This window comes from Sphingopyxis lindanitolerans, from assembly GCF_002993885.1.
Classification (GTDB): Bacteria; Pseudomonadota; Alphaproteobacteria; order Sphingomonadales; family Sphingomonadaceae; genus Sphingopyxis; species Sphingopyxis lindanitolerans.
In genome coordinates, this window is record NZ_CM009578.1 from 276,450 (window position 1) to 302,763 (window position 26,314).

The window sequence follows — 26,314 nt, forward strand, 5'->3', positions numbered from 1 at the left end:
CTTCACACTGAAATCGCAGGCGCGGAGCCGATGGTTACACGCACAGCTAAGCACGGCCGCCGATAATAGGAAAGGCCTGTCGGGGCGATCATACGAGGGGAATCAGGGATTCATCGGCTAAAAATCGGCACCGCATCAGTTCCTCATCCTCCCGCTCCGACGGCGGCGCGGCCATCCCCGATGCCGGTCGGCGGCGCTCCGTCGGCCGGTAAAGGGAGACCCGACAGATGCGTATCGCCACCCTGATGACCGCCGCAGCCCCGCTCGCACTCGCCGCGGCGCTGACCTTCGCCGCCCCCGCCCGGGCGGATCCGACCGCGGACTGCAACGTCAACACCGGCTTGGACGGAATCCCCGGGAATGCGGACGATACGCCCGGCTCCACCGAATGCGGGGTCGACGCTACGGCCAGCGGCACGCAAAGCACCGCCGTCGGCGCGTCCAGCGAAGCCACCGGCGAGCGCAGCACGGCGCTCGGCCGCGGCACCAATGCTTCGGCAGTCAACGCCGTTGCGCTCGGCGCGGGATCGGTCGCCGATCAGGACGACACGGTCTCGGTCGGCGCGGTGGGGGCGGAGCGCCGCATCGTCAATGTCGGCACCGGCACCGGGGTGACCGACGCGGTCAACCTCGGTCAGCTCAATGCGGCGCTCGCGATGGTTTCGGCCGGCGCAAACCCCTATTTCGCCTCTTCCTTCGGCGGCACGCCCGCCTCGGCGACCGGGTTTTCGGCCATGGCGCTGGGTGAGAACGCCGTCGCCGACGGCTTCCAGAGCCTCGCGATCGGCCTGTCGAGCACCGCCAGCAACGGCAACACGATCGCGATGGGTACGCAGAGCGAAGCGAGCGGCAATGCTGGCGCGATCGCCATCGGCAGCTTCGCAGCGGCAAGTGGCGAATCGAGCACCGCGCTCGGCTCCGCCGCCACGGCCTCGTCCGATTCCGGCACTGCGCTCGGTTCGACCAGCAATGCCAGCGGCAGCTATGCGATCGCGATCGGACCGGCGAGCCATGCCAGCGGAATCTATACCGCCGCGATCGGCCCGTTCGCGCGGGCCGGCGGCGATTACAGCGTCAGCCTCGGCAGCCTCAGCGAGGCGCAGGGGGCGAGTTCCGTGGTGATTGGCGGCGCCCTTCCGCTTTCTGGCGGCAGCCTCGCCAGTGCCTCGGCGGGCGGCCAGCACGCCACCGCGCTCGGCGCCGCCGCGATCGCATCGGCCGATGACAGTATCGCGCTCGGCGCCCAGTCGCTGGCCGATCGGGCAGGAACCGTCTCGGTCGGCCGTGTCGGCGCCGAACGGCAGATGGTCAACGTCGCCGCAGGCACCCAAGCTACCGACGCGGTGAATCTCGATCAACTCGACGCCGTCGCGACGACCGCCAACGCGGCGCTTGCCAATGCCGCGACGGCGCAGACGACGGCAGACACAGCGCAGACGACCGCCAACGCCGCACTCGCCAATGCCGCGACCGCGCAAACGGCGGCGGACGCGGCGCAGGGCGCCGCTGATTCGGCACTGACCCAAGCCATGACTGCGCAGGTCACGGCCGACACCGCCCGCGCCGAGGCCGGGGTCGCGCAGACGACAGCGGACACGGCCCAGACCACCGCGAACACCGCCCTCGCCAATGCGGCGACCGCGCAGACGGCGGCGGATGCCGCCCAGGGCACGGCTGGCTCGGCGCTGGCCAACGCCGCCACCGCGCAGAGCACGGCCGACAACGCGCTCGCTGACGCCGCTACCGCTCAAGGCACGGCCGATACCGCACGGGTCGAGGCCGCAGGGGCGCAGGCGACCGCCGATCAGGCCTTCGCCGTCGGCCAGGCAAATACGGCGGCGATCCAGACAGCGCAGTCCGCCGCCGATACGGCGCTGACCAATGCGGCCACGGCCCAGTCCACCGCGGACGCAGCCGGGGCCACCGCCGGCGCCGCGCGCGTCGATGCGGCGACCGCGCAGACGGCCGCCGACTCGGCGCTGGCGAAGGTCGCGACGGCGCAGGGCACCGCCGACACGGCCCGCGTCGAAGCCGGGACCGCGCAAACGACCGCGAACAGCGCGCTCGCCGACGCCGCCACCGCGCAGGGCACGGCCGATACCGCGCGGGTCGAGGCTGCGGGTGCGCAGGCGACCGCCGATCAGGCGCTCGCGCGGACCGACTATGTCGCCGTGAACGGCAGCGGCGCGCTCGCCGACGCTGCCGGCGTCGATGCGATCGCGATCGGCGCCGCCGCCAGCGCGGCCAGCGACGATGCGGTCGCGATCGGCACGGATGTCAGCGCGTCCGACGGCCGCGCGGTGTCGATCGGCTATGGCAATGTCGCCTCGGGCAATGGCGCCGTGGCGATCGGCGATCCCAATAGCGCCGCCGGAACCGGCGCGGTCGCGATCGGCGAGGACAATAGCGCCGCCGGCATCGGCGCAGTCGCTCTCGGCAACGCCAACCGCGCCATCGGCGACGGTGCGATCGCGCTCGGCAACGGGGCGACGGCGAGCGTGGCCGGGGCGGTCGCGATCGGTCCCGACGCCGAAGCGACGCGGCCCGACCAGATCGCGCTGGGCGCGGCGCGCTCCACCTACACGCTGGCCGGAATCTCCTCCGACGCCAGCCGAGCGGCGCAGGAGGGCGCGGTCAGCCTTGTCACCACCGATCTTGCGGGCAATCTCTCGACGCTCGACCTCGACGTGGGCGCACTCACCAATGTCGGCGGCCGGCTCGATGCGCTGGAAGGGCGGGTTTCGGCGCTCGACACGGCGCTGGACCGGGGCTTTCGGCGCGCCAATGGCGGGATCGCGGCGGCGATGGCGATGGGCGGCACGGTGATGCCGCCCGATACCACCCTCGCGATCTCCTTCAACCTCGCCACCTATCGCGGCCAACAGGGCTTTTCCGGCGCGGTCGTGGCGCGGATCACCGATCATGTCTGGGTCTCCGGCGGCTTTGCCGGGTCCACCGTGCATGGCTCCACCGGCGGCCGTGCCGGCATCACCTTCGGCTGGTAACGCATAACGAAAGAAAGCGAAGATGACGAAAAAGATCGATCTGGACCCCGGCGAAACCGAGATCGGAGCCTGGACCCTGTTCTACCTGCCTCCCTATGGCGGCAGATTCAACGGCAAGCTCACCGTGACCGACCGCCGGCTGATCTACGACGCCTCCGACGACGCGAGCCTTGGCGGCATGCTCACCAATACGGCGGCGAGCGGCTGGCTGGAGATCGCCAAGGCCGACATCCGCGATGTCGAGGTCACGCGCAGCCTTTTTCACAAGCGAGCGCTGCTGACTCTCGCCGACGGCAGCTTCCACACCTTCGACCGCGGCGCGATGAGCATCGACAAGGTCGCCGAAGCCATCGAGGTCCGCTGATGCACCCGCCCGGCGATCGCGTCAGGTGCGCCGGTAATCGGGCTGCACGCCCGCCGCGCGCCAATAGCGTTCGAGCCCCAGTTGCTCGACCAGGCGATTGAAGCGCGGATCGGCGCGCAGCGCCCGGGTCGACGGGGCGAACAGGATCGACGTCTCGCGATCCTCGAGCGCATGATAATAAGGCGCACCTGGAGCGTCCTGATCCGGCACCGTGAAACCGCGTCCAAAGAAAAGGGCGTCCGCGAGCGCAAAGGCTTCGTCGATCAGCCCGAGCTCGGCGAAATTTTCCAACACACTCCCCGCCACGCCGTTTCCGGTCCGCGCCCGCTCCATCTCATCCGCTGCGAAACGCGCGACTTCGTCCGGCGCGGGGCTCTCGAACAGGTGCGCGATCCGGCCGAGACGGTCCCAATCCCCTTGATCGATCCCGGTCGGACGGCCCGAACGGTTCGCGATCAGCGCGGCGGCGGCACCGGCGCGGCCGCTGAACAGCCAGATTTGGTAGCGCAGGAAGAACATATTGGGTTCCGTCGGGTAGAGGGCGGTCGCCTCCGCGATGCGCCGGTCCGCATCTTCCAGCCGGCCTGCGGCCCACAGACTTTCGATCAGATAATAATATTCGCCCGGCTCCAGCGTCCGCTCCCCCTTGCTTCCGCCCATGCGGTCCAGGATCTGCGCAGCCTCCGCAAATCGGCCGACCATGCCCAATATATAGCCGAGCGTGGTGCGGAACAGGTCGTCCTCCGGATGATCGCGCCCGGCGGCCCGCAACGTGCGCTCGATCTCCAGCCAATGGCCGCGCCATGGCTGGGCGAAGGCCAGCGCTGCCCGGCCCATGCCATTGCCACGATCGATGGCGAGCGCGCGCGTCGCGGCGGCCCGGGCGCGATCGCGGCGCGCCTCGCGCTCCGCGGCGGGATAATAATGCGACGAATAGGCATAGACGAAACCCAGGGAGCCCCAGCCGTCGGCATAATCGGGCGCCAGTTCGACCGCGCGCCGGAACAGCCCGGCGGCCTCGATCTGCGCATCGCGGTTGCCCTGAAGCATCATTGTCCAGCCCCGCCCCATCAATCGTTCGACCTCGGGCGGAACGGCAGGGCGGGCGGCGCGCCGATAAAGCCACGCGCCGCCCCCGGCCAGCGCGGTCACGCCCAGCGCCGCGCCGCCCAATGCGAATCCGCGCCGCGTCGGACGCAAAGCGGGCGATAGCGCCGCATCCCCCGCCTCCGACGCCGGCGAAGCGGCCTCGAACCCGCTGCTAGCAAGCCGATAGCCGATCTTGGTGATCGTCTCGATCGCAAAGCTGCCCGCGCCGATGCCATCCGCAACCTTGCGAAGGCGGGAGATGACGCGGTTGATGGCATCGTCACCGACGATCCGCCCTTCCCAGCACGACCGGGTCAGTTCATCGCGCGTCACGATACCGCCATCGGCCCGGTGGAGTGCGATCAATACCTGCATCACCCGATGCTCCAGCACCTCGCGCACGCCGTCATCGCGTGTCAGTTCGCGCCGCGCCGGCGACACCGACAACCTGCCAATGATGACGTCGGCCTGGCGTGCCAGGTCGACCCGCTCCACGGAACCCATGCTCCCTCCCGGTTCAGGCTTGGCCCAAATCTATCGGACCTCGGCCCGGACGTCGAGCCTCGCTTGCGGGCACCAGATGGCGGGCGCCGCTCAGCGGCAACGTCGATGCGCGCGGCCGCGCCGAAGCCCCCTCACCGATCCGGATTCTGAGGCTCCTCCGCACGCGCTGCCTCCGCCTCCATGCTCGTGGGCGGCCGTGATATCCGATAGGTCGCGCCGGTAACGGGTGCCGACATCAGGCGTGGCGAAGAACCTCGTCATAACTATGCGCCACATGATGCACCCCGACGCCGCGCAGCATCGCCCCATGCGCGGCGCGATCGACGATATGGCCCGCGCCGCAAAAGCCGACGACGGTCATTCCCGCCGCAAGAGCCGCCTGGGCGCCGATCGGCGAATCCTCGATCGCGAGACAGCGTGCCGGATCGATCGCCAGCCCGTTTGCGGCGGCGAGATAGATGTCGGGATGCGGCTTGCCGCGGTCCCAGCCGTCGGCGCTGTAGACATGCTCGCCGAAATGATGGCCAAGCCCGAACAGACCGAGCGCCCAGTCGATATATTCCGCACGGCTCGACGAAGCGATCGCGCGCGGCATCGGCCCGAGCGCATCGAGAAAAGCGGCAGCACCGGGCACCGCGTCGAACCCATCCATGAAGCGTGCCCGCGCCCGCTCGCGGTGACGCTCGCGAAAATCGGCGGGCAGCGATCGGCCGAAGCGCGCCTCGATCCGCCGCTGGGTTTCCTGCCAATTATGCCCGTAATAATCGCGCAGGCACTCGTCATAGGTCGTCGGCATGCCCGCCGCAGTCAGGCTCTCGGCAAGCGACTGGTTCGCGCGCACCTCGCTGTCGGCGATGACGCCGTCGAAATCGAAGATGATCGCGGCGAATCTCATGCGAATCCTACAATCTTCATACTTCCCGCCTAGAGCCTCGACGAACAGGAGACACCCATGAAATTCATCGAGCTCAGGTCGCGCGGCGGCAATTATCTGGTCGTCGCCGAGAATGTCGCCTGGCTCCGCGACTATGAAAATGACCAGACCCAGGTCGGCATGGTCGGCGGCGCGCCGCTGCTGGTCGCGGGCAAGATCGAGGACATCGCGGCGTCGATTCTGGCGCAGGCGAATGCCGCGGGGTGAAGAGCTTCGACGGCGCGGCGCGGATGCTTGGTTCCCGGATTCAAGCCTCCTCGCTCAAATAGGCGAACAGCCCGGCGCTCCATTGTCGCCTATCTTCCACCAACTGCAGATATTCGTCGGACCGCCAGGTCCGCAAATCCTGGATCACGTCCGACAAAGAGATGATGTCGGACAGTCCGGTCGCTTCCTGAATGGTTCGGACATTCTGGCGATCGAGCGCGCCCCAGATCAGGATCGCCCCGTCGGTCTCGATCGGCTCGCGACGATGGAATATGGGAGGCCGCGTTCGCTCATACGCAGCCGCAAGAAAACCAGCGAACGCGGCCTTTTTATGATGGGCCAATTGGGCAACGTCCGAGAGCGTCAGATATCGGTAGTTTTCAAACGCGATTTCGCATTTTTGCTCCACGACGAAAACCCGATCTGTCGCGCGCGATCGGAACAAAAAGTCCAGCGTGTACGGCTTGCCCTCATAATGGAGAGTTGGCCTTCCCAGATTTTCATAGGGACTGCGATCATCGCGGCACCAGATACGGACAATCTCTTCTGAAAATATTCCGAATATTCGAGAAAGGAAATTGCCTCTCGCCATGGGCTCGCCGGGTTGCCTGAAATGCGCGACAAAATGATCGGCGTCGAGCATCTTGCTTTCGCTCACTCCACCGTCACCGACTTCGCCAGATTGCGCGGCTGGTCGACGTCGGTGCCCTTCGCGACCGCGACATGATAGGCGAGCAACTGCACCGGCACCGCATAGACGAGCGGCGCGATCAGCGGGTGGACTTTGGGCATTTCGATCGTCGCCATGCAGCCGTCGCCGGCTTCGGCCAGGCCTTCGGCGTCGCTGATCAGCACGACCTTGCCGCCGCGCGCCATGACTTCCTGCATATTGCTGACGGTCTTTTCGAACAGCGGGCCCGAGGGCGCGAGAACGATGACCGGGACGGCCTCGTCGATCAGCGCGATCGGGCCGTGCTTCATTTCACCCGACGCATAACCTTCGGCATGGATATAACTGATTTCCTTTAGTTTCAGCGCGCCTTCGAGCGCGAGCGGATAGTCGGGGCCGCGGCCAAGGTAGAGGACGTCGCGCGCCGGAGCGACGAGGTGCGCCATCTTCGATATTTCCTCGTCATGTGCGAGCGCGGCGTTGAGCGCGGCGGGCGCCTCGATCAGATGCCGGACGATTTCGCGCTCTTCACCAGCGTTGAGCTTGCCCTTTTTGAGCGCGAGATGCGCGGCGAGCGCGGCGAGCACCGCGAGTTGGCAGGTGAAGGCCTTGGTCGAGGCGACGCCGATCTCCGGCCCCGCGTGGGTCGGGAGCAGCAAATCGGCCTCGCGCGCCATGCTGCTCGTCGGCACGTTGACGACGACCGCGATCGTCTGTCCGTTCGCCTTGCAATGGCGCAGCGCCGCCAGCGTGTCGGCGGTCTCGCCCGACTGCGAGATGAAGAGCGCCAGCCCGCCGGGCTGGAGCACCGGGTCGCGATAGCGGAACTCCGACGCGACATCGATATCGACCGGAACGCGCGCGAAGGTTTCGAACCAATATTTGGCGACCATCCCGGCGTAGAAGCTGGTGCCGCAGGCAACGATCGTGATGCGCTCGATCTTCGACAGGTCGAAATCCATCTGGGGAAGGGCGACCGTCTGTTCGAGCGGGCGGATGTAGGAGGAGAGCGTCTGCGCGACCACCGTCGGCTGCTCGAAAATCTCCTTTTGCATGAAATGGCGGTAATTGCCCTTCTCGACCGCCGCGGCGGTTACGCCAGACGTCGTAACCTCACGCTCCGCTGGATTGTTTTCGCTATCGAAAATCTGCGCGCCGTCCTGCGTGATGACGACCCAGTCGCCTTCATCAAGATAGGCGATCTTTTGCGTCAGCGGCGCGAGCGCGAGCGCGTCGGAGCCGAGATAGGTTTCGCCCTCGCCATAGCCGACGACGAGCGGCGAGCCGAGGCGCGCGCCGATCAGCAGGTCGGGGTGCTGGCGAAAGGCGATCGCCAGCGCAAAGGCGCCGCGAAGTTGCGGCAGCACGGCCTTCACCGCATCTTCGGGCGACTGGCCTGCCTCGACCTGTTCGCTCACCAGATGGGCGACGACCTCGGTATCGGTATCGCTCTCGAAACGGCGGCCGCGCGCGGTCAGCGCTTCGCGCAGCGGCTTGAAATTCTCGATGATCCCGTTGTGGACGAGCGCGATTTCGTCGGTCGCGTGCGGGTGCGCGTTACTCGTCGTCGGCGCGCCATGCGTCGCCCAGCGCGTGTGCGCGATGCCGACAATGCCCGGCGCGGGATTGCCCGCGAGTTCCTTGACGAGATTATTGAGCTTCCCCTCGGCGCGGCGGCGGATGAGTCGGCCGCCGTCGATCGTGCAGACGCCCGCCGAATCATAGCCGCGATACTCCATGCGCCGAAGGCCCTCGACGAGCCGATCCGCCACCTGGGCCTTGCCGATGATTCCGATAATTCCGCACATGGATTTGGCTTTCGTTAGAGCGTGTAAGGAATGCGAATACCCGGCATCGACGCCGGAAACACCTTGATATTGCGGGTGACGAGGATGCGGCCGCCGATCTGTGCGGTGGCCAGTACGAAAGCGTCGGCGAGCGTCAATCCCTTGCGTTCGGCGCGCAGCGCCGCCGCGCGGCGCGCGACGGCGTCGCCGATCTCCTCGACCTGGAAACAGCCCAGAAAGGCTTCGACCGCCTTCACCGATTCGGGGTCCGCCGCCGACATCACCTCGGTCCAGCTTATGCGGCTGACGCTCTTGCGACCGGCACGGCGGATTTCGCTTCGCGCTGCCTCGACTCCGTTGAGCGCGTCGATCAATATGTCGCTGTCGAACTGCGCGGCGATCATTCGCGCTTGCCCCTGAGGCGCTGCTGATATTTCAGGCCATCACCGATATCGTCGCGGCCCTTCCAGATGCCGAACGCATTGTCGATCGCATCACCCGACGCATCGGCGCGAAAGGAGGCAACCGCGCGGCGCACGAGTTCGGCGCGCGACACACCCTGATCGAGCGCCAGTGCGTCCAACCATTCGATGTCGGAATCGGGAATATCGGCGAGGAAACGCATGGAACTTTGATATCATATCATGATATCATGTCAATCGAACAGCTTTCGATAGACGAGGAAGCCCGGCTTCTCGGCAATCCGGTCATAGAGTTTCATCGCGGTCTCGTTGGTCTCGTGGGTCTGCCAATAGACGCGCGACAATCCCTGCGCGCGCGCCGTGTCATAAACCGCCTCGATCAATGCCCGGCCGACGCCCTTGCCGCGCGCGCCGGGCGTCGTGAACAGATCCTGCAGATAGAGTGTGGGCAATAAGGCGGTGGTGCTGCGATGGAGCAGATAATGCGTCAGGCCGAGGAGCGCTCCGCCCTGCTCGGCAACCAGCGCGGCCATCGGCTCATAAGGATCGAAGAAGCGCTCCCATGTCGCCGCCGTGATCTCGGGCGCCAGCGCAGCCGCGCCGACGCGGCCGTAAAAGGCGTTATAGCCGTCCCAAAGCGGCAGCCAGCGGTCATGGTCGGCGCGCTGGACGGGCCGGACGATCATCCCGCCAGCCATCTCAGCTCCGCCCGAAATTGCGGTCGATGAAGGTCATGGCGAATTGCGCGGGGTCGGCGGGGCGACCATTGGCGGCCTCGAACTTTCCTTTCCCATCCGCCCAGATCTTGCGGATCTGCGCGGCAAGCTCGGGCGGGAATTTCATCTGCGTGGCGACCATCGCGGTCCAGCTTCCGGTCAGTCCCAGGCTCTGGCGCAGCGTCGGCTCCATCGCGACGCAATAGGCGCGCGTCGGCTCGTCGAGATGGCCGATCGCATCGAGCACCCAGGCATCGACGTAGCGCAGGAAGGGCTTGTCGTCGTAACGGTCGCTCATGCCTTTTTCTCCGCCGCCTTCTTCTTGCGCATCGCGTCGTGGAAGCGGTCGGCCCAGCCGGGCTTCATCGACTGTTCGGCGCGGACGAGGCGAAGTTCGCCATCCGTCACATCGGCAGTCACCGTGCTGCCCGCGCCGACGATCGCGTCGCGGCCGATCCTGACCGGCGCGACAAGCGCGCTGTTCGATCCGATGAAGGCGTTCTCGCCGATCTCGGTCCGATATTTGAAATAGCCGTCATAATTGCAGGTGATCGTCCCCGCGCCGATGTTCGCGCCCGCGCCGACGCTGACGTCGCCCAGATAGGTCAGATGGTTCGCCTTCGCGCCCTTGCCGAGCACCGCTTTTTTGGTTTCGACGAAATTGCCGATCTTCGCTTTCTCGCCGAGCACGGTGCCGGGGCGGAGCCGCGCGAAGGGGCCGACCTCGCAACCTTCGCCGATCGTCGCGCCCTCGATATGGCAGTTGGCGCGGATCGTCACCCCATCGGCGACCTTGACGCCGGGACCGAAAAAGACATTCGGCTCGATCGTCACGTCGCGGCCAAGCTCGGTATCCCAGGAAAACCAGACCGTGTCGGGTGCGCGCAGCGACGCGCCCCCGGCCATCGCCTCCTCGCGCTTGAACGCCTGCCATTGCGCCTCGGCGGCCGCGAGTTCGGCGCGGCTGTTGATGCCCGCGACCTCGTGGGCGTCGGTCTCGATCGCCGCGACGCGCGCGCCCTCGGCAATCGCGCCGGTCGCAACGTCGGGCAGATAATATTCGCCCTGCATATTGTTATTACCGACCGCGCCCAGCAGGCGCCACATGTCGGACGCGCCCGCGACGATGACCCCCGAATTGCACAGATCGACCGCGCGCTCTTCGGCGCTGGCGTCCTTATATTCGACCATCTTGCTGACTGTTCCGTCGATGTCGGCGATGATCCGCCCATAGGCGCCCGCATCACCCGGACGGAACCCCAGCACCGCGACGCGGGCGCCCGAATCGAGCGCGGCGCACAGCCGGCGCACGGTATCGGCGGTGAGCATCGGACAATCGCCGAAGCAAACGAGAAGCACGCCGTCGAACCCGGCGAGCGCCTCGCGCGCCTGAAGCGCCGCGTGCGCCGTCCCCAATTGCGGCTCCTGAACCGCCGTCACCGCTCCGGTCCCGGCGATCGCGGCCTCGACCTGATCGCGCTTGTCGCCGACCACCACCACGGTGGCGGCCGGAGCCAGCGCATCGACGCTCGCCATCAAATGCAGCAGCATCGGACGCCCGCCGATCGGGTGCAGCACCTTGTGGAGGTCGGACTTCATGCGGGTGCCCTTGCCCGCGGCAAGGATGATGGCGGCGATCGGCGGAAGAGGGGCTTTGCTCATGCGCGCTGCCATGCCAGCAAATCATTGCGGTTTCCAGAGCATCGCGCCATGCCGAGCGCCATGAGCGATTTCCCTTTCCGCATTGTTGGTTTCGACCTCGACGGTACGCTCGTCGACACCGCCGCCGACCTCACCGCTGCGGTCAATCACGCGCTGGCCCTGATCGACCGCGCACCGTTGAGCGAGGCCGTGGTGCGGCCGATGATCGGGCTCGGCGCAAGGCATATGCTCGAACAGGGGCTGCTGGCGACCGGCGGCGCGGAAGAAGGCGTCGTCGATCGGCTCTATCCCGACCTGCTGCGCTATTATGAAGCGCATATCGCGGTGCACAGCCGCCCCTTTCCCGGCCTGACCGCCGCGCTCGACCGGCTCGACGCGCTGGGGGTCCGCACCGCGGTGGCGACCAACAAGGCCGAGGGCATGGCGCGCAAGCTGCTCGGCGAACTCGGCCTCGCGGACCGCATGGCCGCGATTATCGGCGGCGACACGCTTGCCGTCCGCAAACCCGCCGCCGAGCCGATCCTGGCGATGATCGCGCAGAGCGGCGGCGGCGGCACCGCGTTCGTCGGCGACAGCATCTTTGACGTCATGGCGGCGAAAAATGCCGGCGTAACCAGCATAATCGTCCGCTTCGGCTTCCTCGATCGGCCCGCCGAGCAATTGGGCGGCGATCATGTCATCGATCATTATGACGAACTGGTGCCCCTGCTCGCGGGGCTTTAGCGCCAAGATCGCATTGTGACCCCGGCGAAGGCCGGGGGAAGCAATGATGCTCTCCCTCGCTCAGCCTTTGCGCCACTTGGTCCACAGGTGCCGCGTCAGCAGCAGCGGCGGCATCCGCAGCCAGTGCGACCGGATATAAAAGGCCTGATGGAGCGCGAAATGCGTCGGGCGCCCCCAATCGTCGCGCGCGAGCAGGCGCTGGATGAACAAATCGTCGGCGCGTTCGGCTTTGTAGCGCAGCGGAAACGGTTCCTCATATGCGATGAGCGGTGTGCCGTAGAGGTGGTTCGACAGGCGCAGCGCGCGCCGGACAACGGCCGACAAGCCATGGCGGCGAGCCTCGTCCAGCAAGGTCCGGTGAAATTGCGGATCATCCTTCAGAAAGTCGCCCACCAGACAGTGGAAATCCCACAGATTGCGCAGGCCCCCTTGCAAATCGCCGTCGGCCAGCAGGTGCGCGGCGCAGTGGCACGCCATCGCCGGCGGGCTCAAAACGCGAAAGCCCGTCGGCGTTTCGACGGCCTCGGCCATCAGGACCAGCGGATCGGGAGTGACCCGATGGGTTTGGGGCAGGATCGTGTGATGCACGTCGATCATGCGGTCGCGCGCTTTGTGGATCAGCGGCGGCAGTTCGTGCATATGTTCGCGGTAATAGGCGTCGTCATAGGGGTCGGACTTGACCCACTCCCACCCCGCCTCGAGCAGTTCATTCTCGGCGCGGCCGATATCGATGCCGAGGACGAGGATATCGAGATCGCCGATCTGCCGCCCCTCGGCGCAGGAAAGCCCCGCGGCGGCATAGGCGGTGCCCTTGAGCAGCACGAATTCGATCCGCTCGCTCGCCAGCGCGCGACGCGCCATTTCGGCTTCCCACAAAGATTGCGTCCGCGCGACCGCCACCGCCGCGCGCTGGTCGGCGAACAGCGCGGCGACCGACGGTGGCAGCCCCGAATCCTTCAGCCAGTGCGCGAGCGTCGCCAGCATTGCCTCGGCCCGCGCGACCGTGATCACGCCATCCCATTCGCGCGGCGCCAGCGAAGCGGCCTCGCGGCGCCCGGCGAGCAGGTCGACGAAGATGTGGATCGCGCTCACCGGACGGCCTCGGCGAACAATTGCTCGACCAGCGCCATGCCGCTCGCGCTGTCGGGATAGGAAATGCCGAACGCCGGCATCTCGCGCACCAGCCGGGTCAGCGCCGCAAACCCCGCCTCGCCAAGCGCGACATAGTTGGTCGACGCTTCGGTCAGGCGCACAAAGGCTTCGCCCTCGCCCATCGGCTCGATCGCCGCCGCGCCGCCGAAGCGCGGGAAGAGCAGCAGCGCCGGGCGCGCCGGTTCGTGCATCGCGGTGATCGCGTCGGCGCGCGGGATCAGGTGGCGGATGTCGCCCTTCGGCGTTCCCGCGAGCAATGGGCCAAGCCGCGCGGCGTCGACCCGCGCGGCGACCTCGGCGATCGCTGCATTCTTCAGGCTGACCGCGCGCGGGAACGCCAGCGCGTCGCCGCTTACCGGGTCGATCAGCGTGAATTCGTCGCCCATCAGGCGCCACTCGCCCCCATCCCCGCCCTCGCCGAGCAGCGCCGCCAGCGTCGATTTTCCCGACCCCGATTCGCCCGACATGATGACGGCGCGGCCGCCCCGCGCGACCGCGCTCGCGTGGAGCAGCAAATGCCGCCGCCAGCCGAGCGCGACCTGCAAATTCATCCCCATCTCGGCCGCCAGCAATCCCATCGAGAGCGGCAGCGGCAGCGCGTCGGGCACGACGAAATCGCCGCCGATCTGCACCGAGGGGCGCAGCCAGCGCCGCCACGGGCGCGCCGCGAACAGCCGCACCGTCGCGTCGGCGGGCCGCGCCTCGTCCTGCGGATAGCCTGCGTAGAGGCGACCCAGCGCCGCGATCGGGGCGCGCCAGTCGCTGCCGATGCGAAACTGGACCGGCCCGACCGCGATGCGCGTGCTGTGCCTCACGCTTCGGTCACCAGGCCCATCGCGGCGAGTTCGGCCAGCCGCTCGGCGATGAGAGGCTTTGGATCATCGCCGCCGCCGCCCAGGTCGAAACCCGCCGCCAGCCGTTCGGCGACCAGCGCCGCATTGCAGCGATCGCCCGCCATCGCCGCCAATATTTCGGGCATCGGCTGGGTCACCAGATGCGTCTGCATCGATCGGCGGTCGAAGAGGAGGGTCAGCGCGCCGAGCGCCTCGCTGCGCAGGTCATCGGGCGCCGCCGCGCGATAGGCGCGGTCAGCCATAATCTTCGGCTGCCGCGGTCAGCTTGGCCAGAATCGCCATCAGCGTCGCGCGCTCGGCGGCGCTGATATTCGATTCGAGCTGCGCCTCGCTGGCGAGCGCCGCGGGCACGATGGCGTCATAGAGCGAGCGGCCGGTTTCGGTCAGTTCCAGATGGTGCGAGCGCCCGTCGGCCTCATGCGCCTGGCGCGCGATCAGGTGCCGGTCGGCGAGCGCCTTTGCCGCGCGGTTCACCGTCACCTTGTCCATGCGCGTCGCCGCGACCAATTCGCGCTGCGTCTTGGGCCGCCCCTCGCCGAGCACCGCCATCAATCGCCATTCGGGAATCTTGAGCCCGAAGCGATGCTGATATTCGTCGGCGATCCGGCTCGACAGCGTGTTCGACGCGATCGACAGGCGATAGGGCAGAAAATTGTCGAGATTCAGCTTCTTCGCGGCCATTTCCTTGTCCCCAACATCACCATCGCCAGCATGCTCATCCTATCGTCTAGAACAGGATCGCCCCGGAGTGAATAAGCTGTGTGCACCCGCGAAGGCGGGTGCCCATCTCCGCCTTCGCGGGGACACGCAAACTCGATGGGCGTCAGAATTGCGCTCGCGCGCCGATCCACAGCGTGCGCGGGGTCGCGCGCTCGACGATCCCCGCCGACGAAATCGCCGCGGGCACTAGCTCATTGGTCAGATTCTCGCCGCGCGCTTCCAAGCTGATCGCTTGTGTGATGCGCCACGACAGCCCGGCGTCGAGCGTCAGCGCATCGCCCAGCGCCTGAAGCCCCAGGTCATCCTCATTCTGCTTGCCGATATAGCGCAGCGTCGCAAAACCCCCGAACGGGCCGTTCGCGTTCGACCGTAGCGACACGCTGCCGCTGTTCTTGGCGATCTGTGCCGGACGGCGGCCGTCGAGGCTCGCCGCAAGCCCCGAAGCATCGACCTTCGCGTCGGTAAAGGCCCAGGTCGCGCGCAGCGTCGCCGGGCCGAGCCGCTGGTCGGCGGCGAATTCGACGCCCTTGCTGTCGATCGCATCAAGATTCTGCCGTTGGCTGAGATTGGGCGCGAGCGTCACATTGGCGATCGCGTTCGACAGATGGTTGGCGAACAGCGTCACCGACAATTTCGTGTCGCCGCTATCCCAGTCGGCGCCGACCTCGCCGCCCCACAAGCGTTCGGGCTTGAGCAATTCGTTCGCGATGGTCGTGTCGGCGCCCACCCGGAACGGGCGATAGAGTTCGTTGAGGGTCGGCAAGCGCCAGCCGCGATAGGCCGCGGCGCGCAGCGCAAAGGCGCCCGACGTCCAGCGCGCCCCCGCGCGGCCGCTCCCTTCCCAGCCGCTTCGCGACGGAAAGCCAAGGTCAGTGATCACCGATCCGCCGATATTGCGTTCGAGCCGATAGCCGGTGCCGAGCCGCCAACGGTCGATCCGGCCGCCAAGGGTCCAGAGCAGGCCTTCGTCCGCGTCGCCCGAACTCCATTCGGCGAACGCACCGACCGTGTCGCTGCTGCCCCCGGCGATGCGGTGGCGGTTGGGAACCCCGGCCGTGAAGAAATAATCCTCCTCGGTGCGGCCGGTGGTGCGGCGCCAGTCGACGCCGACGCGAAGCGGATTGGCGTCGTCGATCGCGGGCCGCACCTCGACGCGCGCGCCGATCCCGGTCGCGGGAACGCGCTGGAAGAGCGCGGGCGCGATGCTGTTCCGGCCCGCCGCAACGCTGGCAAAGCCGCTGTCGAAATCGCGAAGCTGGAGGTAAGCGAGCGCCAGCCATTGCGTCGCGCCGCCCGGATCGTGGACGAAACGCAGGCTGGCGTCGATCCCGTCGAACTTGCTCACCGTATAATCGGTGCCGCGATCGCGACGGTCGGAAAAACCGCGCAGGCTCGCCTCGATCCGGCTGTCATCGCCCGCGTCGAAGCGCAAGCGGATGCCGAGCCCGCCCTGCGCATAGGGCGCGGCGCGATCGACCGTGCCGCGCTGGCCCTTGACGATCGGAATGAAGCCATGCCCCCGGCTATATCGCCCATCGACCTCGACCTGCCCCTCCCCGATCCGCTCGCCAAAGGAGGCGGACGCATCCCAGCTGCCGCGGCTGCCGTACGCAAGACTTGCCTGCTCGACGTCGATCATCTTCGAATGAAGAGCGATGGTTCCCGCGAGCGCGCCCGGCCCGTCGACGCCGCTCCCGCCTCCACGGGTGACGAATATGCCGCCCAGATTGATCGCGTCATAGGCACTCCACGCGACCCAGCCGCCGAAAGGGTCAGCTTGCGGCACACCGTCGAGCGTTACCAGCGCGCGGCTCGACGCATTGCCGCCAAGTCCGCGCAGCGTGATACCTTGGCTGGTCGGATGGGCCGAACGTCCGTCGGAGCGGCGGAATTGAGCCAAACCCGCTTCGTCGCGAAGGATGTTTTCGACCCGATTGCCCAGCCCGGGCCTGATGTCGGTTATCAAGGCCCGGCCCTGCGTCTTGTCGGCATCGACCATAGGCAGCTGTCCGCTACCATTCACAATAATCACATCCTTGGGCAGGATTGCGAGAACACAGCAGTCGTAATCGTTAGCTTGGGTAAAAGCCTCCGCTTCCTGCGCCATCGCCATCACCGGCAGCGCCAGCGCGGCGGTTCCGATCAAAAGGCGGATCACGCCGTTTTCACCGCGTCGGGGTGTGCCTTCTGGAACGCCTCCAACTCCATGCACGCCGCATCGATTGCGGTCAGGCGCGGATAAGGATCGAGCGGCATCTCGAAACGCCGCGCATTATACATTTGCGGCACGAGGCAGCAGTCGGCGATCCCCGGCGCATCGCCGCCCAGATAACGCCCCTCGCCCGCCATCGCTTCCAGCGCGTCGAAGCCCTCGGCGATCCAGTGCCGATACCAGCGATCCTTGGTCTGCTCATTCAGCCCCAGATCGCGGGTCAGATATTTGAGCACGCGCAGATTGTTGAGCGGGTGAATATCGCACGCGACGACATGGGCCTGCGCCAGCGCGACCGCGCGCGGCATCGGATCGTCGGGGATCAAGCGCGGCTCGGGAAAGGCGCGATCGAGCCAGTCGATGATCGCCAGGCTCTGGATGATCGTCTCGCCATCCGCGACCAGCATCGGCACGAAGCCCTGCGCATTCTGCGCCAGATATTCATCGCTCTTCTGCTCGCCCGCGATCAGGCTGACCTCGACACGGCCATAAGCGAGCTCTTTGAGGTTCAGCGCGATGCGCACGCGGTAGCTGGCCGAGGAGCGGAAATAATCGTGGAGGACGAGAGAGGTCATAAGGTTCGGCGCACCATCCGGTTGTTGCGTCATCCCGGCGAAGGCCGGGATCTCGACGGCGCGTCAGGTCTCGACGATGAGATCGTGACCGGAGTCACGTGCCTCCGGACACCCTTCGCCGGGATGACGAATATGGGCTGGGTCCATATCATTCAAGCCCGATCGCCCTTTATCCCCCCTCCTTCGGCATCTCTGCAATCCATTGCCTCAGCAGCGCCACGCCCTCCTTGTGCACCACCCCGCGCCCGAGTTCGGGCATCGCGATTCCGGGGTCGAGGCTTTCGAGGCGATAGATCAGGAAACTGTGATCGGGATCGCCGGGCTTGATCGCGAAATCCATCCCGCCGCTGCCGCGCCCCGCCGCGGTCGGGCGCTTGCCGATGCCGTAATTGACTCCGACCGGGTCGGTCCAGCGCAGGAACAGCCCGCTGTTCGACGCGCTCCCCTGGGGGTTGTGGCAATGCGAGCAATTGACGTCGAGATAGGCGCGCGCGCGCTCCTGCACCGTGCCGCTTTTCGGGTCGTCCCAGCGCGGCAGCACCGGCTTCAACGCCTCGGGATTGTCGAAATAAAGCCGCGTCGCATCACCCGTCATCGCGGCCGGTAGCACCAGATTGCGTGCGTTGGGACCGATCGGCTCGATCACGCCCGCCAGATTGTGGCATTCCTTGCACTGGTTCTTGTTCGGGACCGCATAGCGAATGCTGTGCGCTTCACCGTCGGGGCTTTTGAAGGTCACCGGCACGCGGCGCCCGGCGATGGCGAGCGACGCATCCTGGCCGTCGGCGTCCCAGATATAGGGAAGCGCGGTCCAGCCCGTGGCGCGGTGGATCAGGAGGCGCGTCTCGACCGGGCGGCCGCCGTCCCGGTCGGGCCAGCCAAAGCTTTTGACGATGACGGTGCCGACCGGAAAATCGATCGTCCCATCCTCCCGAACATGCGCTTTCGTGCCGGCGGGGATCGAGATGAAGCGATGCTTTTCGGCATAGTCGCTGAACAGCGGGGTGTTCAGCGTGTAGGCAAAGCTCGCGACCGGGCGCGCCGGATCGTTCGCGGCGAACAGCCCGAACGCCGACAGCTTCGGCGGCATCGCGTCGCCGTCGATCAAGGCCTGATCGACGCGCGGCGGCGCTCCGCCGCTCGCCCCGCTGGCGAGCAGCAGCGCCGCCGCGAGCGCCGCGACGGCGCGTTTCACTGGACCTTGGCCTCCATGCTTTCCGGCAGCGTGATGCCGGGAAGCGGCGCCGGCGGCGTTCCTTTCGACAGGTCGGCGGGCGCGGGCTTCGCCTCGCTCTGCGGCGTCGTCACGTCGGGAAGGTTCAGCGACAGCACGGGGACCGTGTCGAGCACCACCGCGTCGCCCGCGCCGTCCCACAGGATCGGCGGGATCGCCCCGCCCATCGCCGCCGCGATCTCGGCTCCGCCCGCGAAAGCAGGGGCATAGCCCGCCTTGCCATGCTGATTGTCCCGCACGACGATCGCCCTCGGCAACGGCTGATATTTGGGATCTTTCTGATCGTAGCGATAGCCGACGATCATCACATTGGCGGTGCCATTCTGGTCGAAGCTGTTGCCGAACACCTCGACGTTGCGGTTCGCCATCACGAGCACGCCGGTGCCGGTCGGCACGCTCGCGACGATATTGCCCTTCGGCGCGAAATTCGGCGTGCTGTTGTCGTTCACGATATTCTCGAACACCCGGACATTATGCCCGCCCTGCTGCGGCAGGTTCGGCAGGTCGAACACCAAGATGCCGCCGGTGTTCTTCGTCGCAATATTGTCGTGGACGTCGGCGTCGAAGCTGTTCTCGATCTCGATCCCGGCGACATTCTCGGTGGCGATCGAATCGCGGACGATGATATTCTTCGACTGGCCGACATAGATGCCCGCGTCGGACGCGCCGCGGACATAGACGCTGTCGATCAGCACGTCGCTGCTCTCGACCGGATAGACGCCATAAGCGCCGTTGGTCGCCTTTGGCCCCGCGGTCCATTCGACGCGGAGCTGGTGATAGACGATGCGATCGGCGTCCTTCGACTTGATCCCGTCACCGCGCGTGTTGAGCACCGCGAAATTGGTCAGGAACACATCGTCGGAGGTGACGAGCAGTCCCTCGCCCGCGCCCTGCTGGCCCGAAAAATCGAGGATCGACCCCTCGCCATCCTTGGTTCCCGCACCGCGCACGGTGACATTGTCGACGTCGAGCGACAGCCCGTCGGTCAGTTTCCACACCCCCGCGCCCAGCTCGACGGTGTCGCCCGGCTCGGCAAGGATCAGCGCCTCTTGCAGCTTTTCATTGGCGTCGGGCGTTCCAGCCGAAACGCTGATCGTCTTTGCCGTTACCGGGCTGGCCGCGAAGGCCGCGACGAAGGCAAGCGTCGCCGCGTGGCGAAGACCGAGGAATGGCATATCTCTCTCCCTTGTTTTGGGCAATCATGCGGCAAGACTTGACGGATGCCAAGCGGGTTGCTGACATGCGTGTAGCTAAAAAAATAAGGAGAGGTCGCATTGCTGCATAGAATCGCCCTGGCGCTTGGCGCCTTGATCGCCGTCCCGTCCATCGCCGCCGCGCCCGCGTCGGTCGGCGGACGCTGGAAGACCGACGACGGGAAGGCCATCGTCGCGATGGCGCCGTGCGGGGCGAAGATGTGCGGGCGCGTCGAGCGCCTGCTGATCAAGCAGCCCGCGGGCGGCCAGCTCGACGAGCGCAACCCCGACAAGGCGAAACGCGGCCGCGCGGTGACCGGCCTGCAAATCTATTGGGACCTCGTGCCAAGCAGCGACGGCTGGCGCGGCCAGGGCTACAGCCCCGAGGACGGGCGCTATTACAAGGCCCACCTGCGCGTCGCCGGAAACAGGCTGACGATGAAAGGCTGCGTTTCGGTGTTCTGCCGCACCGTGACCTGGACGCGGGTGAGTTAGTTCCCCCTCCCGCCTGCGGGAGGGGAAATCTTAAGGCGCGTCGCCCAAAATCCACTCGACCCCGGCCGCGACGTGGATGCGCGTCGTGTCGTAGATCGGCAGGACATTGGCGTCGGGATCGACGAGCATCACCAGTTCGGTGCAGGCGAGCACCAGCGCCTGGACATCCTGCTTGGCGATGTCGGTGATGAAGGTCCGCATCGTGCGGCGCGCATCCTCGGTGACCTTGCCCTGCATGAGCTGGTCATAGATGATCGAATCGATGACCTCGGCGCGCGAGGCGTCATAGGGCGCAAGGGTCAGCCCATGGCGGACGAGGCGCTGGCGGAACCACGGTTCGGCCATCACATGGCGCGTGCCGATCACCGCCGCCGACTTGATTCCGTCGGCCTTCATCTTCTCGCCCGTCTCGTCGACGATATGGAGCAGCGGGATCGAAATCGCCGCCGCGACATCCTCGGCGACCTTGTGCATCGAATTCGCCGCGATCATCAGCGCGGTGGCGCCCGCATCCTCAAGCCGCTTTGCCGACGCGATCAGCACATCCTTCGCATGCGCCCATTGCTCGGGGGTCGAAAGCCGCGACAAGTCGCAATAGTTGAGGCTTTCGAGCAGGATCGGCGCCGAACAGGACGTCCCGATCCGCTTTTGCACGCCCTTGTTGAGATGCCGGTAATAAAGCTCGGTCGATGCCCAGCTCATGCCTCCGATCAGGCCGATTTTGCGCATAACTGCTATTCATCCCTTCATCGTCATCCCGGCGAAGGCCGGGATCTCCACGTCAATTACGGACGCGAGGTTGAGATCCCGGCCTTCGTCGGGATGACGATTCGGGTCAATGGTTGTCGGCTCAGTGGCCGCCGCCGTTCAGCGCCTTGACGATGTCGTCGGCCATCTTCTTGGCATCGCCGAGCAGCATCATCGTATTGTCCATGTAAAAGACGTCGTTATCGACCCCGGCATAGCCGACCCCGCCCATCGACCGCTTCACGAACAGCACCGTCTTCGCCTTTTCGACGTCGAGCACGGGCATGCCATAGATCGGCGAGGTCTTGTCGGTCTTCGCCGACGGGTTGGTCACGTCGTTGGCGCCGATGACGAAAGCGACGTCGGCCTGCGCGAATTCGCCGTTGATATCTTCCAGCTCGAACACCTCGTCATAGGGGACGTTCGCTTCGGCGAGCAGTACGTTCATATGGCCGGGCATGCGCCCCGCGACCGGGTGGATCGCATATTTGACGTTGACGCCTTCCTTTTTCAGAACGTCGCCCATTTCGCGCAGCGCGTGCTGCGCCTGCGCCACCGCCATGCCATATCCGGGGACGATGATGACATTTTCGGCCTGGCTCATCAGGAAGGCGGCGTCGTCGGCGCTCCCCGGCTTCCACGGGCGCTGTTCCTTGCTGCCGCCGGCCGCCGCGCTGGAATCGGCGCCGAAGCCGCCCGCGATCACGCTGATGAAGCTGCGGTTCATCGCGCGGCACATGATATAGGACAGGATCGCACCCGACGAGCCGACGAGCGCGCCGGTGATGATCATCGCGGTGTTGCCGAGCGTGAAGCCCATCGCCGCCGCGGCCCAGCCCGAATAGCTGTTGAGCATCGACACGACGACCGGCATGTCGGCGCCGCCGATCGGGATGATCAGCAGGAAGCCGATCAGAAAGCTCAGGCCGGTGACGGTCCAGAACACCCACGGCGACTGGTCCTGCGTGAAATAGGCGACAAGCCCGATGATCGCGGCAAGCGTCGCCAGATTGATGACGTGGCGCCCCGGCAGCATGATCGGCGACCCCGACATATTGCCGTTGAGTTTCAGGAAGGCGATGACCGAACCCGAAAAGGTGATCGCGCCGATCGCGATGCCCAGCCCCATTTCGATACGGCTGACCGTGAAAATCTGTCCCGCCGCGTCGGCGATGTGGAAAGCTTGGGGGTTGAGATAGGCCGCCGCCGCCACCGCGACCGCGGCGAGGCCGACAAGGCTGTGGAACGCCGCGACAAGCTGCGGCATCGCGGTCATCGCGATGCGCCGCGCCGTGACGAGGCCGATGACGGCGCCGATGCCGATCGCAGCGAGCACTTCGGCGATCGCGATGGTGTCGAGCGCACCATCGGCGCCGCGTGGAACATGCGTGATCAGCGTCGTGACGACCGCGATCGTCATGCCGATCATGCCGAAACGGTTGCCGCGCCGCGACGAGGCCGGGCTCGACAGGCCGCGCAGCGCCATGATGAAGAGGATGCCCGAGACCAGATAGGCCAGCGCCACCCAGGGATTGATCGGTGCTACTTCGTGCATGCTAATTCCCCCGTCGGGCCGCCCGTCCGCGACCCGTCAAAACCATGGATCGCAGCGCTTAGCGCTCTTTCTTCTTGTACATGGCGAGCATGCGTCCGGTGACCGCAAAGCCGCCGAAAATGTTGATGCTCGCCATCACCACGGCGGCGAGGCCGAGCCATTTCGACACCGGCGATCCCGCGGCGGCGCTGGCGATCAGCGCGCCGACGATGATCACCGACGAAATCGCGTTGGTGACGCTCATCAGCGGCGTGTGCAGCGCCGGCGTTACCGACCAGACGACGAAATAGCCGACGAAACACGCCAGAAGAAAAATCGAAAAGATCGAGATAAAGTCCACGGGCGAACTCCCCTGCTGATTCCGCTTGGCGCACCTATTGCCGTGCGCAAGGGAGCGTGTCGACTCCAAAGCTGTCAAAAAGACCGCCGCGGGTTTTTCCCGCAGCCAAGGACAGGCGTCGGAGACGTAATAAAGTTACGAAGCCGTGCGTTCAACCGCGACGCGGTCGCGCTTAGCCCAGCAACCGCTCGTTCACGACCTTGCCGCCCTGCGTCAGGCGCACGGCATTGCCGATCTCCTCGTCAAGCACGGGCTTGCCCGCGTCCTTGTCCCAGAAGGCCGAGAGGAAGTTGAACAGGTTGCGGCTGAACAGCGCGCTGGTGTCGGCGGGCATCAGCGCGGCGATATTGCTCGCGCCGATCACGGTGACGCCGTGAATCTTCTTCGCTTCGCCCGACACCGATCCTTCGACATTGCCGCCGCTTTCGGCCGCCATGTCGACGATCACGCTGCCGCTGCGCATCGAGGCAAGCTGCGCGTCCGAAATCAGCCGCGGCGCGGGGCGCCCCGGGATCAGCGCGGTGGTGATGACGATGTCCTGCTTGGCGATGTGCGACGACACGAGTTCGGCCTGCGCCGCCTTATATTCGTCGGACATTTCGGTGGCATAGCCGCCGGCACCCTCACCCTCGATCCCCGCGACGGTCTCGACGAAGATCGGCTTGGCGCCGAGCGATAGGATCTGTTCCTTGGTCGCGGCGCGGACGTCGGTCGCGCTGACCTGTGCGCCCAGGCGGCGCGCGGTCGCGATCGCCTGAAGCCCGGCGACGCCGACCCCCATCACGAACGCCTTGGCGGCGCTGACGGTGCCCGCGGCGGTCATCATCATCGGAAAGGCGCGGCCATAGGCGTTCGCCGCCATCAGCACCGCCTTGTAACCCGCGAGATTCGCCTGGCTCGACAAGATATCCATCGACTGCGCGCGCGTGATGCGCGGCATGAATTCCATCGCCAACGCCTCGAGCCCCAGCTTGGCATAAGCATCGACCCGTGCGCGCTCGCCAAATGGATTGAGCCCCGCCGCCAGCCACGCACCGTCGGCAAAGCCTTTCAGCCCCGCCGGGTCGGGGCCCTGGATCGCGAGGATGATGTTCGCGCCCTTCAGCACCTCGGCGCGGCTGCCGACCGACGCGCCCGCGGCGGCATAGTCGGCGTCGGCGATCGACGCGGTCTCGCCCGCCCCCTTTTCGACGGCAAGTTCGGCGCCCAGCCCGATGAATTTCTTCACGGTTTCGGGAGTCGCGGCGACACGGGTCTCGCCGGAGGCGAGCTCCTTCAGGACAGCGATGCGCATGCCGGGCCGGTCAGGAGATCAAAAGGACGACGATGATCGCCACGACCGCACTCGCGATCGCGCCGACCTTGAACAGGCTCAGAAAACCCGAATAGGTTTCGCTCGCCGCTTTCATTTCCTGCTCTGCCATCGCCTGTCCCCTTTGCCTTTCGCCCGAAAAAGCGCGCGACCGCGCGCCCAGAATCGGCCAGAATTCGATTGTCGCGCCGGTCTTAGCCATGCCGCCCGCGATGCTCAAGGGGCGCTTTGCCCAAAGCCCCATCGCGCGGCAAATGCCGAACGGCCTTAATGGCCCTTTTACCCCTTGGGCTTACATCTTTGCCCCATTGCGGTATGCGGCATGGCAAATGCTGCCAAAAGGGGGCAGAATCAAACCGATGGCGAATGCGCGCGACACGCGAATGGTGATGATCGTCGATAGCGAGCCTGCCCAGCAGCGCTTTCTGTCGGCCCTGGTCTCGCGCGGCGGCTGGCGCAGCGTCGTGGCCGGCGATACCGACACCGCACTCGCCAAGCTCGGCACCCAGGAGGGCATGGCGCTCGACGCCGTGCTCGTCGATCAGGGCACGCCGGGCATCCCGATTCCCGAATTCGTCGCCGAACTGCGCCGCTGGCGCCCCGCGCTGCCGCTGATCGTCATCACGATGCGCAACGGGGTCGAGATCGCGGTCGCGTCGATGCGCGCTGGCGCGAGCGATTTCGTCCAGAAACCGATCGCCCCCGACCGGCTGCTCGGCGCGCTCGATCGCATCGTCGCGCCGAACGGCCCGCAGGGCGAACTGCGCCCGCTCACCGAAAAGCTGCGCGCGCCGCTGGCGTTCGAGGAGATCATCGGGTCGAGCCCCAATTTCCGCAGCGCGCTGGCGATCGCCGCCAAGGCCGCGCGCGCCCGCGTCCCGGTGATGATCAACGGCAAGCCCGGCACCGGCAAGGAAGTCTTCGCGCGCGCCATCCACAGCGCATCCCCGCGCGCCCGCGGCCAGCTCGTCATGGTCGATTGTTCGGCGGTGTCGCCGGGGCTGATCGGGTCGGGGCTGTTCGGCCACGAGCGCGGCGCCTTTCCGGGCGCCTTCGATCGCCAGGTCGGGCGGCTCGTCCAGGCCGACGGCGGCAGCATCATCATCGACCATGTCGAGTGTATCCCGGCGGAAACCCAGGCCAAGCTCGTCGAATTCCTCAACAGCGGCGAGGTTCAGATGATCGGCGGTTCGATCCGCCAGAGCGTCGATGTCCGCATCATCGCGACCAGCACCAGCCCGCTCGACAAGCTGATCGAGGCGGGGCATTTCCGCGAGGATCTGTTCTACGCGCTGTCGACCGCGCAATTCACCCTGCCCTCGCTCTCCGAACGCCGCGGCGACGTCGGCCCGCTCGCGCGGCACCTGCTCGCGCGGATCGGCGGGCTGCCCGGCATGGGGCCGATCGGGGTCACCGACGACGCGCTGCGCCTGCTCGCCTCCTATGCCTGGCCAGGCAATGTCCGCCAGCTTCAGGACGTGCTGTTCCGCGCCGCGACGTCGAGCAAGACCGACGTCCTCACCAGCGCCGACCTCACGGCGATCGAAGCCGCGCTCGGCGGCGGGCTGCCGGGCGGCGAAGGCGATGTCGCGATCAATGGCGAAGCGATCGGGATCACCCTCTACCTTCCCGACGGCAACCTCCGCCCGCTCGAAGAGATCGAAGCCGACGTCATCCGCCTCGCGATCGGCCATTACCGTGGCCGGATGAGCGAAGTCGCGCGGCGGCTGGGGATCGGCCGCTCGACGCTCTATCGCAAGCTCAGCGATCTGGGGATCGATACGGCGGCTTGATTGGCCGCTGTTGTCCTAATTCTTGCCGTCATCCCGGCGAAGGCCGGGA

At 66.5% G+C, this 26,314-nt stretch carries 28 protein-coding genes; 6 read left to right on the top strand and 22 right to left on the bottom strand.

Annotated features, from left to right (window positions below):
- The first annotated feature begins 227 nt into the window (after nt 1-227).
- Entirely contained in the window at nt 228-3,005 is a 2,778-nt protein-coding gene (locus CVO77_RS01375; protein WP_105997548.1) for a YadA family autotransporter adhesin, read from the top strand.
- A gap of 22 nt (nt 3,006-3,027) precedes the next feature.
- On the top strand, nt 3,028-3,369 hold the full coding sequence (locus tag CVO77_RS01380; protein ID WP_105997549.1) for a hypothetical protein: 342 nt from the start codon (nt 3,028-3,030) through the stop codon (nt 3,367-3,369).
- Between the two features lie 21 nt (nt 3,370-3,390).
- On the opposite strand, the gene CVO77_RS01385 is transcribed toward CVO77_RS01380, so the two are convergent.
- Together CVO77_RS01385 and CVO77_RS01390 are read right to left on the bottom strand one after the other, a co-directional pair.
- Nucleotides 3,391-4,962, bottom strand: a complete 1,572-nt coding sequence (locus CVO77_RS01385) for a winged helix-turn-helix domain-containing protein (protein ID WP_105997550.1) — start codon at nt 4,960-4,962, stop codon at nt 3,391-3,393.
- Between the two features lie 235 nt (nt 4,963-5,197).
- Entirely contained in the window at nt 5,198-5,857 is a 660-nt protein-coding gene (locus tag CVO77_RS01390; protein WP_105997551.1) for an HAD family hydrolase, read from the bottom strand.
- A 57-nt stretch (nt 5,858-5,914) separates the two neighbouring features.
- Here CVO77_RS01390 and CVO77_RS01395 point away from each other — a divergent pair, with 57 nt between their 5' ends.
- A complete protein-coding gene (locus CVO77_RS01395; protein WP_105997552.1) occupies nt 5,915-6,103 on the top strand; it encodes a hypothetical protein in 189 nt (62 codons plus the stop codon).
- A 40-nt stretch (nt 6,104-6,143) separates the two neighbouring features.
- Here CVO77_RS01395 and CVO77_RS01400 read toward each other — a convergent pair whose 3' ends face one another.
- From CVO77_RS01400 to glmU, 7 genes are read right to left on the bottom strand one after another with little or no spacing between them, the layout of a single operon-like run.
- A complete protein-coding gene (locus CVO77_RS01400) occupies nt 6,144-6,746 on the bottom strand; it encodes a hypothetical protein (RefSeq protein WP_146130799.1) in 603 nt (200 codons plus the stop codon).
- Nucleotides 6,747-6,757: 11 nt separating this feature from the next.
- Nucleotides 6,758-8,581, bottom strand: coding sequence for a glutamine--fructose-6-phosphate transaminase (isomerizing) (glmS, locus tag CVO77_RS01405; RefSeq protein WP_105997554.1), 1,824 nt, complete (start codon nt 8,579-8,581; stop codon nt 6,758-6,760).
- Between the two features lie 14 nt (nt 8,582-8,595).
- The gene (locus CVO77_RS01410) at nt 8,596-8,964 is read right to left on the bottom strand and encodes a PIN domain-containing protein (protein ID WP_105997555.1); all 369 of its coding nucleotides are present in this window, start codon (nt 8,962-8,964) and stop codon (nt 8,596-8,598) included.
- Nucleotides 8,961-9,185 carry a ribbon-helix-helix protein, CopG family gene (locus CVO77_RS01415; protein WP_105997556.1) on the bottom strand — a complete coding sequence of 75 codons (225 nt, stop codon included), beginning with the start codon at nt 9,183-9,185 and terminating at the stop codon, nt 8,961-8,963. The genes CVO77_RS01410 and CVO77_RS01415 overlap by 4 nt, the downstream gene beginning before the upstream one ends.
- 30 nt (nt 9,186-9,215) lie before the next feature.
- Complete coding sequence (locus tag CVO77_RS01420) at nt 9,216-9,680, bottom strand: GNAT family N-acetyltransferase (protein ID WP_105997557.1); 465 nt, start codon at nt 9,678-9,680, stop codon at nt 9,216-9,218.
- 1 nt (nt 9,681) lies between these two features.
- Nucleotides 9,682-9,996, bottom strand: coding sequence for a hypothetical protein (locus tag CVO77_RS01425; RefSeq protein ID WP_105997558.1), 315 nt, complete (start codon nt 9,994-9,996; stop codon nt 9,682-9,684).
- Complete coding sequence (gene glmU, locus CVO77_RS01430) at nt 9,993-11,360, bottom strand: bifunctional UDP-N-acetylglucosamine diphosphorylase/glucosamine-1-phosphate N-acetyltransferase GlmU (protein WP_242446060.1); 1,368 nt, start codon at nt 11,358-11,360, stop codon at nt 9,993-9,995. The genes CVO77_RS01425 and glmU overlap by 4 nt, the downstream gene beginning before the upstream one ends.
- Before the next feature lie 60 nt (nt 11,361-11,420).
- On the opposite strand from glmU, the gene CVO77_RS01435 reads away from it, so the two are divergent.
- Nucleotides 11,421-12,083 (top strand): HAD-IA family hydrolase, encoded by a 663-nt coding sequence (locus CVO77_RS01435; RefSeq protein ID WP_105997560.1) that lies wholly within the window; start codon nt 11,421-11,423, stop codon nt 12,081-12,083.
- 60 nt (nt 12,084-12,143) lie between these two features.
- On the opposite strand, the gene CVO77_RS01440 is transcribed toward CVO77_RS01435, so the two are convergent.
- The 8 genes from CVO77_RS01440 to CVO77_RS01475 form a co-directional block, all read right to left on the bottom strand.
- A complete protein-coding gene (locus CVO77_RS01440) occupies nt 12,144-13,175 on the bottom strand; it encodes a nucleotidyltransferase domain-containing protein (protein ID WP_105997561.1) in 1,032 nt (343 codons plus the stop codon).
- Nucleotides 13,172-14,050: an HprK-related kinase A gene (locus CVO77_RS01445; protein WP_105997562.1), complete on the bottom strand. Its 879-nt coding sequence runs from the start codon at nt 14,048-14,050 to the stop codon at nt 13,172-13,174. The genes CVO77_RS01440 and CVO77_RS01445 overlap by 4 nt, the downstream gene beginning before the upstream one ends.
- Nucleotides 14,047-14,331 carry an HPr-rel-A system PqqD family peptide chaperone gene (locus CVO77_RS01450; protein WP_105997563.1) on the bottom strand — a complete coding sequence of 95 codons (285 nt, stop codon included), beginning with the start codon at nt 14,329-14,331 and terminating at the stop codon, nt 14,047-14,049. The genes CVO77_RS01445 and CVO77_RS01450 overlap by 4 nt, the downstream gene beginning before the upstream one ends.
- Nucleotides 14,324-14,770: a MarR family winged helix-turn-helix transcriptional regulator gene (locus CVO77_RS01455; protein WP_105997564.1), complete on the bottom strand. Its 447-nt coding sequence runs from the start codon at nt 14,768-14,770 to the stop codon at nt 14,324-14,326. The genes CVO77_RS01450 and CVO77_RS01455 overlap by 8 nt, the downstream gene beginning before the upstream one ends.
- Nucleotides 14,771-14,912: 142 nt before the next feature.
- Nucleotides 14,913-16,967 (bottom strand): TonB-dependent receptor, encoded by a 2,055-nt coding sequence (locus CVO77_RS01460; RefSeq protein ID WP_105997565.1) that lies wholly within the window; start codon nt 16,965-16,967, stop codon nt 14,913-14,915.
- Nucleotides 16,964-17,596 carry a maleylacetoacetate isomerase gene (gene maiA, locus CVO77_RS01465; RefSeq protein WP_106000559.1) on the bottom strand — a complete coding sequence of 211 codons (633 nt, stop codon included), beginning with the start codon at nt 17,594-17,596 and terminating at the stop codon, nt 16,964-16,966. Before maiA ends, CVO77_RS01460 begins: the two co-directional genes overlap by 4 nt.
- Nucleotides 17,597-17,765: 169 nt before the next feature.
- Complete coding sequence (locus CVO77_RS01470) at nt 17,766-18,791, bottom strand: SO2930 family diheme c-type cytochrome (RefSeq protein ID WP_105997566.1); 1,026 nt, start codon at nt 18,789-18,791, stop codon at nt 17,766-17,768.
- On the bottom strand, nt 18,788-20,005 hold the full coding sequence (locus CVO77_RS01475; protein WP_105997567.1) for a parallel beta-helix domain-containing protein: 1,218 nt from the start codon (nt 20,003-20,005) through the stop codon (nt 18,788-18,790). The genes CVO77_RS01470 and CVO77_RS01475 overlap by 4 nt, the downstream gene beginning before the upstream one ends.
- Before the next feature lie 99 nt (nt 20,006-20,104).
- Between CVO77_RS01475 and CVO77_RS01480 the strand changes: the two genes are divergently transcribed.
- Nucleotides 20,105-20,518: a DUF2147 domain-containing protein gene (locus tag CVO77_RS01480; RefSeq protein WP_105997568.1), complete on the top strand. Its 414-nt coding sequence runs from the start codon at nt 20,105-20,107 to the stop codon at nt 20,516-20,518.
- Between the two features lie 30 nt (nt 20,519-20,548).
- On the opposite strand, the gene CVO77_RS01485 is transcribed toward CVO77_RS01480, so the two are convergent.
- The 5 genes from CVO77_RS01485 to CVO77_RS21550 form a co-directional block, all read right to left on the bottom strand.
- On the bottom strand, nt 20,549-21,247 hold the full coding sequence (locus CVO77_RS01485) for an aspartate/glutamate racemase family protein (protein WP_105997569.1): 699 nt from the start codon (nt 21,245-21,247) through the stop codon (nt 20,549-20,551).
- A 121-nt stretch (nt 21,248-21,368) separates the two neighbouring features.
- Complete coding sequence (locus tag CVO77_RS01490) at nt 21,369-22,820, bottom strand: NAD(P)(+) transhydrogenase (Re/Si-specific) subunit beta (protein ID WP_105997570.1); 1,452 nt, start codon at nt 22,818-22,820, stop codon at nt 21,369-21,371.
- 58 nt (nt 22,821-22,878) lie between these two features.
- Nucleotides 22,879-23,160, bottom strand: a complete 282-nt coding sequence (locus CVO77_RS01495; RefSeq protein WP_105997571.1) for a proton-translocating transhydrogenase family protein — start codon at nt 23,158-23,160, stop codon at nt 22,879-22,881.
- A 172-nt stretch (nt 23,161-23,332) separates the two neighbouring features.
- A complete protein-coding gene (locus tag CVO77_RS01500; RefSeq protein ID WP_105997572.1) occupies nt 23,333-24,454 on the bottom strand; it encodes an NAD(P) transhydrogenase subunit alpha in 1,122 nt (373 codons plus the stop codon).
- A 10-nt stretch (nt 24,455-24,464) separates the two neighbouring features.
- Nucleotides 24,465-24,674 carry an aa3-type cytochrome c oxidase subunit IV gene (locus CVO77_RS21550; RefSeq protein ID WP_242446061.1) on the bottom strand — a complete coding sequence of 70 codons (210 nt, stop codon included), beginning with the start codon at nt 24,672-24,674 and terminating at the stop codon, nt 24,465-24,467.
- A 157-nt stretch (nt 24,675-24,831) separates the two neighbouring features.
- Here CVO77_RS21550 and CVO77_RS01510 point away from each other — a divergent pair, with 157 nt between their 5' ends.
- Nucleotides 24,832-26,265, top strand: coding sequence for a sigma-54-dependent transcriptional regulator (locus CVO77_RS01510; protein WP_105997573.1), 1,434 nt, complete (start codon nt 24,832-24,834; stop codon nt 26,263-26,265).
- The last annotated feature ends 49 nt before the right edge of the window (nt 26,266-26,314 follow it).

Coding starts and splice junctions, on each gene's coding strand:
- CVO77_RS01425 (WP_105997558.1), bottom strand. CDS start 9,996: ATGAGCGACCGTTACGACGACAAGCCCTTCCTGCGCTACGTCGATGCC.
- CVO77_RS01380 (WP_105997549.1), top strand. CDS start 3,028: ATGACGAAAAAGATCGATCTGGACCCCGGCGAAACCGAGATCGGAGCC.
- CVO77_RS01490 (WP_105997570.1), bottom strand. CDS start 22,820: ATGCACGAAGTAGCACCGATCAATCCCTGGGTGGCGCTGGCCTATCTG.
- glmS (WP_105997554.1), bottom strand. CDS start 8,581: ATGTGCGGAATTATCGGAATCATCGGCAAGGCCCAGGTGGCGGATCGG.
- CVO77_RS01420 (WP_105997557.1), bottom strand. CDS start 9,680: ATGGCTGGCGGGATGATCGTCCGGCCCGTCCAGCGCGCCGACCATGAC.
- CVO77_RS01375 (WP_105997548.1), top strand. CDS start 228: ATGCGTATCGCCACCCTGATGACCGCCGCAGCCCCGCTCGCACTCGCC.
- CVO77_RS21550 (WP_242446061.1), bottom strand. CDS start 24,674: ATGGCTAAGACCGGCGCGACAATCGAATTCTGGCCGATTCTGGGCGCG.
- CVO77_RS01500 (WP_105997572.1), bottom strand. CDS start 24,454: ATGCGCATCGCTGTCCTGAAGGAGCTCGCCTCCGGCGAGACCCGTGTC.
- CVO77_RS01400 (WP_146130799.1), bottom strand. CDS start 6,746: ATGCTCGACGCCGATCATTTTGTCGCGCATTTCAGGCAACCCGGCGAG.
- CVO77_RS01385 (WP_105997550.1), bottom strand. CDS start 4,962: ATGGGTTCCGTGGAGCGGGTCGACCTGGCACGCCAGGCCGACGTCATC.
- CVO77_RS01475 (WP_105997567.1), bottom strand. CDS start 20,005: ATGCCATTCCTCGGTCTTCGCCACGCGGCGACGCTTGCCTTCGTCGCG.
- CVO77_RS01450 (WP_105997563.1), bottom strand. CDS start 14,331: ATGGCTGACCGCGCCTATCGCGCGGCGGCGCCCGATGACCTGCGCAGC.
- CVO77_RS01395 (WP_105997552.1), top strand. CDS start 5,915: ATGAAATTCATCGAGCTCAGGTCGCGCGGCGGCAATTATCTGGTCGTC.
- CVO77_RS01390 (WP_105997551.1), bottom strand. CDS start 5,857: ATGAGATTCGCCGCGATCATCTTCGATTTCGACGGCGTCATCGCCGAC.
- maiA (WP_106000559.1), bottom strand. CDS start 17,596: ATGACCTCTCTCGTCCTCCACGATTATTTCCGCTCCTCGGCCAGCTAC.
- CVO77_RS01510 (WP_105997573.1), top strand. CDS start 24,832: ATGGCGAATGCGCGCGACACGCGAATGGTGATGATCGTCGATAGCGAG.
- CVO77_RS01485 (WP_105997569.1), bottom strand. CDS start 21,247: ATGCGCAAAATCGGCCTGATCGGAGGCATGAGCTGGGCATCGACCGAG.
- CVO77_RS01415 (WP_105997556.1), bottom strand. CDS start 9,185: ATGCGTTTCCTCGCCGATATTCCCGATTCCGACATCGAATGGTTGGAC.
- CVO77_RS01435 (WP_105997560.1), top strand. CDS start 11,421: ATGAGCGATTTCCCTTTCCGCATTGTTGGTTTCGACCTCGACGGTACG.
- CVO77_RS01455 (WP_105997564.1), bottom strand. CDS start 14,770: ATGGCCGCGAAGAAGCTGAATCTCGACAATTTTCTGCCCTATCGCCTG.
- glmU (WP_242446060.1), bottom strand. CDS start 11,360: ATGAGCAAAGCCCCTCTTCCGCCGATCGCCGCCATCATCCTTGCCGCG.
- CVO77_RS01410 (WP_105997555.1), bottom strand. CDS start 8,964: ATGATCGCCGCGCAGTTCGACAGCGACATATTGATCGACGCGCTCAAC.